13 protein-coding genes, 1 tRNA gene and 2 pseudogenes are annotated in these 12,818 nt (G+C 68.4%); 9 read left to right on the forward strand and 7 right to left on the reverse strand.

The window, feature by feature from the left end; translation table 11 throughout:
* Window positions 1-387 (forward strand): annotated as a pseudogene (locus GJ632_RS12595) (M20/M25/M40 family metallo-hydrolase); the annotation flags it as partial.
* Between the two features lie 16 nt (window positions 388-403).
* On the opposite strand, the gene GJ632_RS12600 reads toward GJ632_RS12595, so the two are convergent.
* The 5 genes and pseudogenes from GJ632_RS12600 to GJ632_RS12620 all read right to left on the reverse strand — a co-directional run bounded on the left by GJ632_RS12600 (window position 404) and on the right by GJ632_RS12620 (window position 4,417).
* The gene (locus GJ632_RS12600; protein ID WP_191453154.1) at window positions 404-904 is read right to left on the reverse strand and encodes a hypothetical protein; all 501 of its coding nucleotides are present in this window, start codon (window positions 902-904) and stop codon (window positions 404-406) included.
* A gap of 35 nt (window positions 905-939) precedes the next feature.
* A pseudogene (locus tag GJ632_RS25955) lies at window positions 940-1,943 on the reverse strand (alcohol dehydrogenase).
* Window positions 1,944-2,067: 124 nt separating this feature from the next.
* Complete coding sequence (locus tag GJ632_RS12610) at window positions 2,068-3,072, reverse strand: succinylglutamate desuccinylase/aspartoacylase family protein (RefSeq protein ID WP_191453155.1); 1,005 nt, start codon at window positions 3,070-3,072, stop codon at window positions 2,068-2,070.
* A gap of 66 nt (window positions 3,073-3,138) precedes the next feature.
* A complete protein-coding gene (locus GJ632_RS12615; RefSeq protein WP_191453156.1) occupies window positions 3,139-4,212 on the reverse strand; it encodes a hypothetical protein in 1,074 nt (357 codons plus the stop codon).
* Entirely contained in the window at window positions 4,205-4,417 is a 213-nt protein-coding gene (locus GJ632_RS12620; RefSeq protein WP_089808671.1) for a DUF4177 domain-containing protein, read from the reverse strand. Before GJ632_RS12620 ends, GJ632_RS12615 begins: the two co-directional genes overlap by 8 nt.
* A gap of 93 nt (window positions 4,418-4,510) precedes the next feature.
* Between GJ632_RS12620 and GJ632_RS12625 the strand changes: the two genes are divergently transcribed.
* The 3 genes from GJ632_RS12625 to GJ632_RS12635 all read left to right on the forward strand — a co-directional run bounded on the left by GJ632_RS12625 (window position 4,511) and on the right by GJ632_RS12635 (window position 7,511).
* Window positions 4,511-5,023 (forward strand): peptidylprolyl isomerase, encoded by a 513-nt coding sequence (locus GJ632_RS12625; RefSeq protein ID WP_191453157.1) that lies wholly within the window; start codon window positions 4,511-4,513, stop codon window positions 5,021-5,023.
* Between the two features lie 353 nt (window positions 5,024-5,376).
* Window positions 5,377-7,068, forward strand: coding sequence for a DUF4157 domain-containing protein (locus GJ632_RS12630; protein WP_197427988.1), 1,692 nt, complete (start codon window positions 5,377-5,379; stop codon window positions 7,066-7,068).
* A gap of 89 nt (window positions 7,069-7,157) precedes the next feature.
* Window positions 7,158-7,511 carry a ferredoxin gene (locus tag GJ632_RS12635; RefSeq protein ID WP_191453159.1) on the forward strand — a complete coding sequence of 118 codons (354 nt, stop codon included), beginning with the start codon at window positions 7,158-7,160 and terminating at the stop codon, window positions 7,509-7,511.
* Window positions 7,512-7,595: 84 nt separating this feature from the next.
* Here the strand turns inward: GJ632_RS12635 and GJ632_RS12640 are convergent, their stop codons facing one another.
* Entirely contained in the window at window positions 7,596-9,266 is a 1,671-nt protein-coding gene (locus GJ632_RS12640; protein WP_191453160.1) for an ABC transporter substrate-binding protein, read from the reverse strand.
* A gap of 139 nt (window positions 9,267-9,405) precedes the next feature.
* Here GJ632_RS12640 and GJ632_RS12645 point away from each other — a divergent pair.
* Window positions 9,406-9,490: transfer RNA gene (locus GJ632_RS12645), tRNA-Leu, on the forward strand.
* 364 nt (window positions 9,491-9,854) lie between these two features.
* Here GJ632_RS12645 and GJ632_RS12650 read toward each other — a convergent pair.
* Window positions 9,855-10,721: a hypothetical protein gene (locus GJ632_RS12650; protein ID WP_191453161.1), complete on the reverse strand. Its 867-nt coding sequence runs from the start codon at window positions 10,719-10,721 to the stop codon at window positions 9,855-9,857.
* A gap of 79 nt (window positions 10,722-10,800) precedes the next feature.
* Here GJ632_RS12650 and GJ632_RS25395 point away from each other — a divergent pair, with 79 nt between their 5' ends.
* The 4 genes from GJ632_RS25395 to GJ632_RS12660 form a co-directional block, all read left to right on the forward strand.
* Window positions 10,801-11,007, forward strand: coding sequence for a hypothetical protein (locus GJ632_RS25395; RefSeq protein WP_343161156.1), 207 nt, complete (start codon window positions 10,801-10,803; stop codon window positions 11,005-11,007).
* Window positions 10,923-11,549: a tetratricopeptide repeat protein gene (locus tag GJ632_RS12655; protein ID WP_343161157.1), complete on the forward strand. Its 627-nt coding sequence runs from the start codon at window positions 10,923-10,925 to the stop codon at window positions 11,547-11,549. The genes GJ632_RS25395 and GJ632_RS12655 overlap by 85 nt, the downstream gene beginning before the upstream one ends.
* Before the next feature lie 52 nt (window positions 11,550-11,601).
* Window positions 11,602-11,787 (forward strand): hypothetical protein, encoded by a 186-nt coding sequence (locus tag GJ632_RS22145; protein WP_143105165.1) that lies wholly within the window; start codon window positions 11,602-11,604, stop codon window positions 11,785-11,787.
* Between the two features lie 86 nt (window positions 11,788-11,873).
* Window positions 11,874-12,818 (forward strand): cache domain-containing protein (locus tag GJ632_RS12660; protein ID WP_197427989.1); only part of this gene is annotated, 945 nt, incomplete at its 3' end.

The raw sequence follows: 12,818 nt of genomic DNA on the forward strand, positions 1-12,818 counted from the left end.
CGACCTGAACGACTACATGATGGCGAAGGCCGACCGCGTCGTCGAACACGCCGCGGGGATGCACGACGTCGACTTCGACACCAGTCTGTACGGCATGACGACCACGTTCGAGAACGACCAGTCCGTCGTCGAGACGGTGATGGACGCCGCTGAGACCGTCGAGGCCGTGGATCAGGTGTGCGGGCGGAGTCCGTTCGGCGGGAGCGAGGACGCCTCCTTCCTCGTCCGCCGCGTGCAGGAGAACGGCGGCGTCGCCTCCTACGTCGCATCGGCGCGAGCAACCCCGCCGGCCACCACACGGCGTACTTCGACATCGAGGAGGAGTCCCTCGACATCGGCGTCGACGTGATAACGGAGTCGGTCCGGCGGTTGGCCGACGACCTGTAGTTCCGCCGACGGCGGCCTACTTCTCGACGACTTCGAACGGGACGGCGTACCGCGTCCCGTCGTCCCCGCCGGCGACTCGCTTCAGGAACCAGTAGCGACCGGGACCGAGCGGGACGGGTCGCGGCGGCGACCCCTCGCCCAACTCGTCGTCCGTCGCGTCCGGAGTCGGTCGGAGCGTCCACGACGCCGCACCGCCCGGCGTCGCGACGAGCAAGTCGAGCGTCACGTCCTCGCGAGTGACCGCCGCGGTCCACGTCTCGCCGTCGCGACGCCAGACCGACCACGCGTCGCCGCCGACGGTCACCCGTTCGTCGGTCAGGTTCGACAGCGTGAACGTGACCGTCTCGCCCACCGGGACGCGCGCGGGCGAGGCGGACAGCGAGAACGTCTCGTCGGACCGCCGCACGTCCGCGGCGGACGGGGCGGACGGCGGGTCGGCACGCGGGGCGGTCAGACACCCCGCGGCGGCGACTGCGGCGGCGAACGGGAGCGAACGGAGGAGGGCGCGGCGTCGCATACGGACGATTCGAACCGGGGGACAAGTGCTTTCGGCTAGGGGACGAGCACCGACCGGAACCGCACGTCGCCGTTCAGCATCGCCTCGTACGCCGCCTCGGCCTCGTCGAGCGAGAACGTCTCGACGCGCGGCGTCACGTCGCGGAGGGCGCTGAACTCCAGGGTGTCCTCCGAATCCCGCGGCGTGCCCGAGGGCCACCCGCCGACGCTCTGTCGCTCCTGTACGAGGGGTTGGACGTTCACCGAGAGTTCGTCGCCGGGGACGGCGATGGTGAGTAGCGTGCCGTCGACGCCCAGACCGCCCGCGATGGACTCCATCGCGTCGGTGCTCGGCGCGGTGCCGAGAATCACCTTCGCGCCGCCCATCGAGCGCAGTTCCTCGGCGGGGTCCACCGCGCTGGCGTCGAGGAAGTGGTCGGCGCCGAGTTCGTAGGCGAGGTCCTCCTTGTCCGGCGACGTGGAGACGGCCACCGTCTCGAACCCGGCGGCGCGGGCGTACTGGATACCGAGGTGGCCGAGGCCGCCGACCCCCTGCACCGCGACGAGGTCACCGGGGCGGGCGTCGGCGTTCCGAAGCGAGTTGAACGTCGTGATACCGGCACAGAGCAGGGGGGCGGCGTCGACGGCGTCCAGTTCATCGGGGATGCGCGCGAGTGCCTCGTGCGGCGCGGTCATGTACTCGGCGTAGCGCCGTCGTAGGAGATACCCGTCACCGCGCCGTGCTCGCAGGTGATGAAGTCGCCGCGCCGGCAGGCGTCGCAGGTGAAGCAGTGGCCGCCGTGCCAGCCGACACCGACGCGGTCACCTTCCGTCCACTCGGTCACGTCGTCGCCGACGGCGTCGACACGGCCGGCGACTTCGTGGCCGGGGACCCGCGGGTAGTCGATGCCGGGCCACTGGCCCTCCTTCACGAACGCGTCGCTGTGACAGATGCCGCACGCCTCCACCGCGACGCGGACCTCGCCGGGGTCCGGGTCGGGCACGTCTCGGTCGACGACTTCGAACGGCTCGCCGGGTTCGGTGACTTGGACTGCTTTCATCGGGTCGTCGTTGGGGGACGGCGACCGTCAGTGGTTTGGATGGTTCGCTTACCCGTCGCCGAGTGTGACCGTTCCGAGCGGAAGAACTGCGGGCGACGCCGACTGCGCGGCGTCCGGTACGGCGCTACTCGTCGGCCGGCATCGCCACGCCGACGAGCGTCTCGCCCGCGGTGACCGTCGCCTCGCGGCAGACGGAGTAGACGACGCCCGACCGGTCGGCCGTCGCCTCCTGCAACACCTCGTACGTCGTCGGGTCGTAGACGCGCCCGAGGTGGTCGCCCGCGTCCACCTCGCGGCCGAGTTCGGCCTCCGGTCCGGGGTGGAACAGCCCCGACTCGGCCGCTCTGACGCGCCCGAGGTGGTTCCGGGCCGTCGTCTGGTCGGCCGGTATCTCGGGGTCGCCCGGCAGCATCCCCAGTTCCCGGAGGACGTTGAACACGCCGCGGACGCCCGTCTCGATGGCGGGTTCGACCAACTGCTTGTTGTGCGCGAGTTCGGGCGTGATGGAGGGGATGCCCGCCCGGGTGGCGGCGACGCGGAGTTTGCCGCCGAAGTTGCGCTCGGACCACTCGGTGTCGGCGTCGTCGCCGGCGGCCTCCGCGAGCAACATGTCGGTCCCGAACGCCTCCGCGAGGCGGCGGCTCTCGTCGTCGCCGTCGAGGTAGACGGTGTGCGTCAGCATCTCGAGGCTGCCGGTGTGCAGGTCGACGATGTAGTCGGCGTCGCCCGCGTACTCCCAGAGGGCGGCCGCCATCCGTTCGTGCAGCGACCCCTCCTCGTCGCCCGGCCAGACGCGGTTCATGTTCGAGTTGACCGAGTCGAGCGCTTCGGGCGTCGTGTAGGAGACGCGGTCGAACGTCAGTGGGTCGGCGACGGGCACGGCGACCAGCGTCCCCGATAAGTCGTCGGCGTCGAGTCGTTCGTGGACGCGGCGGAGCGTCTCCGTCCCGTTTATCTCGCGGCCGTGCTGAGCGGCCTGAACGTACACGGTCGGGCCGTCTCCGTCGTCGGCGTGCGTCTGACTGCCGGCCGTACCTCGCTCGGCGGCGTCGCCGTACGTGTGGACCGTCGTCTCGACTTCGACGCCCGACGGGAGGCGGGCGAGCGTGAGCGTCTCTGCGGTGTGCATACCCCTCGTTTCGGAACGACGCGGTTAGTAGCTACGGACGGGGGAAAGCGACGCCGCGGCCGTCGGTCACCGCTGGCTGTCGCGCAGGACGAACGGGCCGATAGAGAGCGTGCGCTTGGCCACGGTGGCGATGCGGAGCACGTACGACAGCAAGAGCAGGAACGGCAGGAGCGAGACGGTGAGCGCGAGCATCGTCACCCAGACGACGTTGTTCACGCCGGCTATCGACCCCGTGAACGTCGCGGCGTCGACGAACGCCAGCATCGACAGCGACACCAAGAGCGCGGGGACGGCGGCGTAGGCGACGAGTTGGGAGAGGCTGGTGAGCGCCCACTGGAAGTAGAGCGTCTTGATGTGTTCGCGGGCCGGCCCGAACATCACCAGCGCGTCCCGCAGGTCGTTCAGCGCCGCGCTCGTCGGGTCGTCGATGGCGTCGGCGTGACGGGCCAGAAGTCGGTCCACCTCGAACACCTTGCGTCCGTAGTTGAAGTCCAGCGCCGCCGAGAGGAGGTCGTACGTCCCGAACTGCGCGCCGTGGAGTCTGTCGAGGACGACGTCCGCGTTCTCCGAGAGGCTGTCGCAGAAGCTCGACAGTTCCTCGCTGGCGTCCTCGTCGTCTATCTTCGCGGTGGCGTCCGCGACGTTCGCCGCCTCCACCTGCGCGGCGGCGACGAGCGACGACAGGAGCGCCGAGGGGTCCGCGGGGGCGGCGTCGAGGCCGGTGAGTTCGCGGATGTACTCGCGGGTGTCCATCGCGCCGCTCATCCGCGCGCGCTGGTCGTCGAACGGCCCCAACTCCTGCGAGATGACCACCTGCGTGATGGTGACGACGAGGGTGACGCCGGTGATGGTGGCGCTGGCCATCGTCGAGAACATCGTGTCCAGCACGTCGCCGTCCGCCACGGTGGACAGGAACGGCGGGTCCAGCGCGATGCCCGTGACGACGAGGAGGACGAAGAACGTCCCGGCGAGGACGCCCGTCGCCACGAGGCGGTTCGCGTCGAGCAGAATCCACAGCTTCAGCCGCGACTCCCCGGCGCGTTCGCGCATCGTGTTCGCCGTCGCGACGGCGGCGTCGTCGTCCGCGCTCGGGTCGTACGTGCGGTCGATTATCTCGCGTCCGTCCTCCGCGTCAGCCATGACTCTCCGTGTCGGCAACCGACTTCGGGCGCTTGAGGACGAGGTACTTCGTGCCGCCGTCGGTGTAGTCGACGCCGCAGACGAGTTCCCAGCCCTCCTCGCCGAGTTCGTTCAGCGCCGCCTGCGGGTCTTCGGCCTCCGCCCGGGCCGACCCCCGCGGCGGACGGAGCGTCCGATACTCCCACCGCGTCGTCTCACCTGTCATGGGCGACTCTCCGGTAGGCGGCGATATGTGAGTACCGGCCGCCGAGCGGGGCGACTCACCAACGTTTTTGACCCCGCACCCCCTCGGAAGGGTATGAGCAACCCGACTGCGACGCTGCACACCAACCGGGGCGACATCGTCGTCGAACTGTTCGAAGAGCGCGCGCCGCGAACGGTCGAGAACTTCGTCGGCCTCGCGACGGGCGAGAAGGCGTGGACGGACCCCGAGACGGGCGAGAAGCGTACCGACTCGCTGTACGAGGGGACTATCTTCCACCGCGTCATCGAGGACTTCATGATTCAGGGCGGTGACCCCGAGGGGACCGGCCGCGGCGGTCCCGGCTACCAGTTCGACGACGAGTTCCACGACGAACTCCGCCACGACAGCGCGGGCAAACTGTCGATGGCCAACAGCGGTCCGAACACGAACGGCTCGCAGTTCTTCATCACGCTCGGCGCCCAACCCCACCTCGACGGCCGCCACGCCGTCTTCGGCGAAGTCGTCGAGGGGATGGACGTGGTCGAGGAGATCGGCTCGCTCCCCACGGACCGCAACGACAAGCCGATGAAGGACGTCGTCATCGAGTCCGTCGACGTCGACCAGTAACGGACCGGCAACGACCGAGCGAATCTAGCTCGGAACGTCTCGATTCGCTCGAACTCGCGCGAATGCGGCGGTCCTCGTTGCTATCGTCGAATATACAGTTAATACGCCGAGCGAACAATATGGGGCATGGTAGCACAACGCTCTCACGCCACCGACCGTCTCGTCGTGGACTGTCACCCTCCGGTCGCATGACCCCGACTCGTTCGGAACGGTCGAACAAACGTTCGCGCGCGGGGCACAGCCGACGCCCGAGGCAGAACGCTACCGGAGGGCGAGAATGGACAGCGGGAAGCCGCGAACACCCCCTGCTCTACGTCCAACGAAGTCGCGGGAACCGAGCGGCCCGGCGACTCGTGGACGAGCGGATTCAGCCCACGCTGGCGGTGGGGCGTCCGGACGATAGGTACGAGCGAGAGGCCGAACGCGTCGCCGAGCGAGTCGTGAAGACTGACGACATCGCGACCCCCCGGGACGGCAGGGGAGCAAGTGAGGTCTGTCCGGCGGCGGATTCGCCGACCGTCCGTCGGGTGACAGGTTCGGACGGAACCGGCGACGCGCCGTCCGTCGTCGGCGACGTCCTCCGTTCTCCCGGCCGACCGCTGGATGCGGGACTGCGTACCGCCATGGAGCGTCGGTTCGGCCACGATTTCGGTGACGTCCGTCTGCACACGGATTCGAGGGCGGCGTCGTCGGCCCGTCACCTCGACGCGCGGGCGTACACCGTCGGGCAGGACATCGTGTTCGGAGACGGGGAGTACCGACCCGGAGCGGCCGCCGGACGGCGGTTGGTGGCGCACGAACTGGTCCACACGGTCCAACAGCAGGGCGCACCCGACGCGGCGCAACCGAATGAAATCACCCCCTCGGTTCGGTCCGTTCGCCGCCAAGAGAGCGAGTGGCAGCGAGACGTCGTGGAGGGACGTCACTACTACTACGACACGCGAGCGGAGGCGGAGGCACGCCGACCGGCGGCCCGGACTGCGCACGGCTGGACCGAGACGCGAATCGACGCGATAGAAATCCGGGGAGAGACCCGCTACCACGTTGTCGGACGGGCCGCCGGTTCGAGGACGCCGGCGCGGGAGGACCCGGAGCCGACGGGCGAACCGTCGCCAGAGTCGCAACAGCGACGGCGACAACAGCAACCCCAAGCGTCCGGACCGACGCCGATGCGCGTCGCGGGACAGGACCCTCCGGCGAACGACTACCGAGTCATCCGCATCGCGTGGACGCTGGACGACGGGCCGACGGCGTACACCTCGGGGATGCAACGCGCCCTCGGTGGCACTCCGGGAACGTGGTTCATCATGCGAAACCTGCTGGGGACCGGAGCGGAGCTTCAGCGGTCGCTCCAGCAACTGGCACGACTCCAATCACAGGGGCAAGAGATTGCCATTCACTCGATGCATCCCGACATCGCACACGCCGCGTGGTTCCCCGTTCAGGTGTCGGGTAGCGTGCCCAAGGCCTACGACACGATTGGAGAGGCGATTCGTGACCTCGAAGCGTTCGTCACCCAGCTCCGGAACAACAACATCACGGTGAATTTCGTGCGACTTCCCGGTGGGTTGATATCCGAACTGAAGGCGTACCTGCGGGCGAAGGGGCTCTCGGGGGACGCCAGCGACAGGGTCGCCCGGAAAATCGTCGCCGGACAGACCCTGTCCGGAGAGCCGGCCGGGGCCCAAGAGGTCCACCGAGACTATCAGGCGCTCACGGCGGCCCTGTCCCGGAACGGGCTCCACCTGTGGGGCGGGGGGGCCGGGCGGTCCGAGATAGCGGTGCAGAGTTGGGAGGCTGAATCGTCGGGGAGCGGGTTGACCGACAACGTCACCACGACGTTCAGGGGGCTCGTGGACAACTTCCGCACCGTCCATCGCCCGCGGTCGCTCGTCATACTCGCCCACGACACAAACCAGAACAACGCGGAAGAAGTCGGCCGGGACATCCGCGCCATGGAGGCGTACGCCCGGCAGAACGGGGTGAAAGTGGAGTACTACACCATGTCGCAGCTGTATCAGGTCGTGCGCGGCGAACAGCCGTGAGCGGGCGATAGCGAGTCGCGGGACGGCGGGGCGACCGTTCGCTCGCTCCGACCGACAGCGCAAAGTTCGCGCCGCCGCTACCCCCGGTGATGAGCGATTCCGAGTCGTCGGACGGACCACTCCGTCCGAGCGAGGTGGGAGACGAGGCGAACGCGCCGCCCGTAGACGAGAAGCCCTACAAGATAATCTTCGAGGCGAACAAGTGCTTCGGCGCGGGCAAGTGCGCGGAGGTGGCGGACAACTGGGAGATGGACATCACCTCGGGGCTGGCGCGGCCGAAGTCCTACTACTTCGGCGAGGACGAACTGGCGGAGAACGTCCGCGCCGCCGAGGTGTGTCCGGCCAAGAAGGGCCGGGGCGTCATCCACGTCATCGACCGACGCGCCGACGAGGAGCTAGCGCCCGACCCGAACGGGGACGGGACGCTCAGCGTCGACTGGTAGCGCGCCCGACGCGAGCGTCGGCGTCGTCGGTCGGTCGGCGGCGACGAACCGAAAAAGTGCGGTCACCGAACCGTCGCGGTGCCCTTATTCGTCGATGGAGACGGTCCCCAGCGGACCGGCCATGCGAGGGTTGACGCTGGAGATGGTGTGCGCGCGGAACCCCTTCACGGAGTCGCGCACGCCGAAGCTGTTCTTGAGGTTGTACGCGGGCAGGTGCGGGCGGTCTTCGAGGATGGTGGTGATGGCGTCGGTGTAGAGCTGTTTGCGCTCCTCCTGGTCGGGCGACTCCCGAGCCTGTTTCAACTGCGACATCACCTCGTCGTTGCTGTAGTAGCAGCCGTTCGTCTCGCCCTCCGTCTCCTCGTGGAACATGTACCAGAGGTAGCCGTCGGGGTCCACCTCGTCCACCCAGCCGAGGGTGTACATGTTGTAGTCGTTCTCGTTGCCGGTCGAGTACTTGTCGAGGAACGCGCCCCAGTCGAGACGCTGGACCGTCGCGTTCGAGTAGCCCAGCGACTGCAGGGCGTTCGAGACGGTGATACCGATCTGTTCGCGCTTGTCGTCCGGCGGGACGATTATCTTCCAGCTGTAGTCCTTGGGAACGCCCGCCTCTTCGAGCAACTGCCGCGCCTTCTCGGCGTCCTTCTCGTGCGGAATCTGCGACCACTCCTCGCCGGGGAAGCCCCACGAGTCGATGAGCGACTGCGGGAGCGGACTCGTCATCCGCTGGCCGGCGGGTTCGACGTAGTTCGACACCGCCTGGTCCATCGAGATGGCGTAGTCGATGGCCTCGCGGACCTTCTTGTCCGTCGTCGGTCCCTCGTTGCAGTTGAACGAGAGGTAGTAGTAGCCGAGTCCGGGCTGTTCCTGGATGCTCGCGCCGGAGATGCCCTCGACCGTCGAGTAGAGCTTCGGCGGCACCGTCTGGACGACGTGGTTCTCCTCGTTGCGGAGCGTCGTCACGCGCGTCGTCGGTTCGGTGATGGGCGTGAACTCCAGCGTCTGCACCTCGGGCATCGGTTCGCCCCAGTAGTCCTCGTGGCGTTCGAGGCGGACGTAGTCGCCCTCCTGCCAGTCGACGAACTCGAACGGCCCGCTTCCGAGGGGGTCCGAGGTGTTGAACGCCTGCTTGTTCTCCTCGCGATACGCCTTCGGGACGGGCGTCCACGCGAGTTTGTGTCGGAACGGCCCGAACGGGTACTTCAGGTCGAACTGGACCGTCCGCTCGTCCACGACGGTGATGGAGTCGATCATCGTGAACTCGGACCCGTTCTCCGTCTCCTCGCGCATCGGGGCGAGGAAGGAGTACTTCACGTCCTCGGCGGTGATGGGGTCGCCGTTGTGGAACGTGGCACCGTCCTTCAGCGAGACGACGTACCGCGTCCCCTCCTTGCTCACTTCCGGTTCGCCGTCGGCGATTTCGGGCGTCAGCGAGGTGCCCTCCTCGTAGGTGTACAGCGAGTCGAAGATGCGCTCGACGACCTGCAGCGACGGGATGTCGTTGGCCTTCAGCGGGTCGAAGTCCAGCGGCGACTTCGTCTGGGCGAAGTAGAACGTCCCGCTCCCCGACTCGGCCGTCTCCGTGGCCGACTCCGTCTCCGTCTCGGTCCCAGTCGCGGCCGACCCCTCGGTTGTCGCCGCGTCGGTCGCTTCGTCCCCGCCACCACCCGAACAGCCGGCGAGTCCCGTTACCCCGGCGGCACCGAGAGCTTGCAGGACGCGACGTCTGGACGGACTGTTGTCTTCTCCGTTCATTTTCGTCCAACGTACCCAACACAGCCCCTAATGAGTGGCGGTTGGTCACATAACTCTCCGGCATCTACGATGCGCGTCCAGACACCGGCCGGCGGCGAAGCGAAACCATCATTGGAGACAGTGAATAATCGGGAGACGCGCGGGGGTGGCTGAGCCAGGCCAAAGGCGGCGGACTTAAGATCCGCTCTCGTAGGAGTTCATGGGTTCGAATCCCATCCCCCGCACTCTCCTGCGCGAACGAAGTGAGCGCGGAGCGGCGTCGGTGGGATTCGAATCAGGGAGTGACGCGAGCGATAGCGAGCGGAACGACCGTGGTTCGAATCCCATCCCCCGCATACGTCGTCTGCGAGCGAAGCGAGCAGCGACGGTGTACGGATGGATTCGACCGTCGCGAGGCGAGCCTGCGAGTCTCGCGGAAGTTCGAATCCCATCCCCCGCACTCTCCTGCGCGAACGAAGTGAGCGCGGAGCGGCGTCGGTGGGACTCGAATCGGGGAGCGACGCGAGCGATAGCGACCGAGACGACCCGTCGTCCGACTCCCGTCTCCCGTACACTCTCTCCGACCGACGTACCCGGTTCAGATTTCCGCTACCCGCGCGGTTCGACGCCGACAGTCGCGCGTTCGTCGCCGCCACGCCAGTGCATGACGAAGTCGAACGACAGGTCCTCGTCCGGCGCCGGCACCGTCGGCGTGTACGAGTGCGTCCACGTCGCCGACTCGCCGGCCGCCGCGTCGAGGGGGACGGCTTCGACGGGCGCGTACGCTATCTCCGGGCCGGTGCGGTTGAGGCCGGCGACGAACGTGCCGTCGGCGTCGCCGACGTTCGCGACGGTCAGCGTCAGCGTCGCTTCGGCCCCAGTGGTGACTGACGCGGGCGCGGCGAACTCGCGCACCGCGAACGTCGTCGGCGGGCGGCGCAGTCGCCGCAGGGCGTCCTCGGAGAGCGACCGTTCGCCGTCCGGCCAGCGGAGGGCGACGGAGTCGGCGTCCAGCGGGTTCGGGACTCGAAAGAGGAGGAAGCCGCCCGTCTCGGGTTCGTAGGGGTCGCCGTGTCCCCAGAGCATCCCGTAGGCGGTCACCTGACGGGCCGCCGTCGGCGCGTACGTCGTCTCCTCGGTCGCGAGTTCGAACGCCGCGCGGTCGAACGGGAGGCGGCCGCGGGAGCCGACGCCGGCGACGACGAACTGGTCGTCTCGGTCGCCGTCGGTGCCGATGGAGTCCGGCGAGTTCAGGGCGACGAGCGAGGGCGTGACGGTCACCTCACGGATTCGCACGTCGGCCGTCGGTCCGGTCGTCGTCGGTGCCGTTGTCGCCGGTGCCGTCGCCGTCCGGCGACTCGTCTCGGTGGCCGACTCGGGTGACGCCGCGTCCCCTGCGGGCGGTCCGGCGACGCACCCGGCGAGGAACGGGAGGGAACCCCCGGCGAGGCGGAGCACGTCACGTCTGGAGGGCATGCGGTCGATTGCTCGTCAGTCTCGGCATAAGCTTTCGGCCGCCGACGCGGTTATCTCGCTCAGCGTCCAAGGTTCTGGGATGACGACGCGACGTTCCTCACCGCACCGTTACTCCGACGGGCAAGGCTTCGGCGACCCGTACGAGGGGTTCGACCTCGGGCCGGACCGTCTGGACCCCGCCTTCGAGGGGCCGATAGCGACGTGGACCCGGCGGACGACTACGTCCTCGCGGACGTGGTCGAGGAGGGGGCGGTTCGACCCGCGGACGTGGAGGTATCAGCGCTGATAGACGTGGGGGTGGAGTACGTCGCCATCGAACAGTACGAACAGGCCATCGACTCGTTCGCGCGGGCGGCCCACTACGCCCCCGAGGACTCCGCGGCGGCGCAGGAGGCGTGGGTGAACCGGGGCATCGCGCACGGCGAACTCGGCGAGTGGGACGAGGCGGCGGGCGCACACCGCGAAGCCCTGCGCATCGACGCCGACGACGCGTTGTCGGCGGCGGCGGAGACGAACCTCGCGGCGGCCCTCTGGGAGGCGGGCGAGAGCACGAGTCCGCTCGACCACGCCGAGGCGGCCGTCGAACGCGACCCGCGACTCCCCGAGGCGTGGTACAACCGCGGGTACTTCCTGAACGAACGCGGCCAGCACGCCGAGGCGCTACGGTGTCTCGACGTGGCCCTCTCGCTGGGTCTGCGGACGGCGTGGGTCCACGACGAACGGGTCCGGGCGCTGGCGGCACTCGGCGAGTACGAACGGGCCGCCGCCGTCGAGGAACGGGCGACGCGGCGTCGCGACGCGGAATCCGTGCGGGACGTTCGCGAGTGACGCGTCGCCCGCAACTTATACGAGGCTGGCTAATTATATCTCATTACACGCCATGTCAGTGATGCCCGCCGACGAACCCACGCGGTTCGACTACCTCCTCGGAGCGATGGGAGCGAGTCTCTTCTGCGCCGCGCTGTTGGGTGCGCTCTCCGCCGTTCCGATCTACTTGGCCGCCAGCGTCGGGTCGCTCATCGCGGCGGGCGTCGGCATCGGTGGGACGCTCGGCGAGTACGAGTGAGTCGCCTCCTCTCGGCGCGTCTTCCGAGTACCTATTTTGATAATTGGTAGCAACCACTAAATAGGGTACCAGATACGTTCACGTCGATGAGAAGACTGGACGTTCTTCCAGCGTTCTTTCGGCGGAGTTACTTCCGGAAGTACGTGTTGGTGCTCGCCGTCCTCGTCGCGTCGATGGTCGGCGTCGGCCTGTACACCCAACAGGTGGTCGGCGACGAACTGACGGCGGAGAAGCACGCCGAACTACAGACCATCGCGGAGCTAGAGGCCGCGAACCTCGACGAGTGGGTGGCCACGAACCGACAGCGGGCGCGGATGCTGTCGGAACACCGCGGGTTGCAGGCCGACGACCCCGACAGCGTGGACCGGACGCTCCTCCGCGAACACGGCCGGTTGCCGAACGACGTGTACGCGGTTCACTACGTCGACCTGGAGACGGGGGACATCGTCCGCAGCACGGCCGGTCAGATGGAGACCAAGTCGCTCGACGACGTGGACCTCAGCTGGCAGCGTGGCGAACTCGCGTTCACCCGGTCGACGGACGTGGCCGTGAGCGAGGTGTACCGAAACGGCGGACTGCAACTGGTCGCCTTCGCCAGCCCGATTCCGGGGACGGACCGCGCGGTGATGCTGATCACCGACGCGACGCAGCACGCGAAGTCGTTCCGACGGCCGGTCGAGGGGTCGCACACGCAGGTCGTCCGCGAGGACGGCACCGTCCTGTTCGACCGCTACGGCAAGAACGTCCTGACGACGTACCGCGACGGCGACGCCGCGCCGGGACTGGACGCCGCGGCGGCGGCCGAGGGCGGCGGCGTCGTCGAACGCGCCGCGGACGCGAGCGTCGTCGCCTACGCGCCGGTCACGGGCACCGACTGGGTCGTCCTCGTCCAGGCGCCGCGCGAGAACGTGTTCGCCCTCCTCACGGAGGTCCGAAACGACCTGTTCATCCTCATCGGGACGGCCGTCGCCGGGTTCGTCGTGATGGGACTGACGCTGGGCCGGAGTACGGTCGTCTCCCTGCGTCGCCTC

The sequence above is a fragment of the Halogeometricum sp. CBA1124 genome (assembly GCF_009741955.1).
Classification (GTDB): Archaea; Halobacteriota; Halobacteria; order Halobacteriales; family Haloferacaceae; genus Halogeometricum; species Halogeometricum rufum.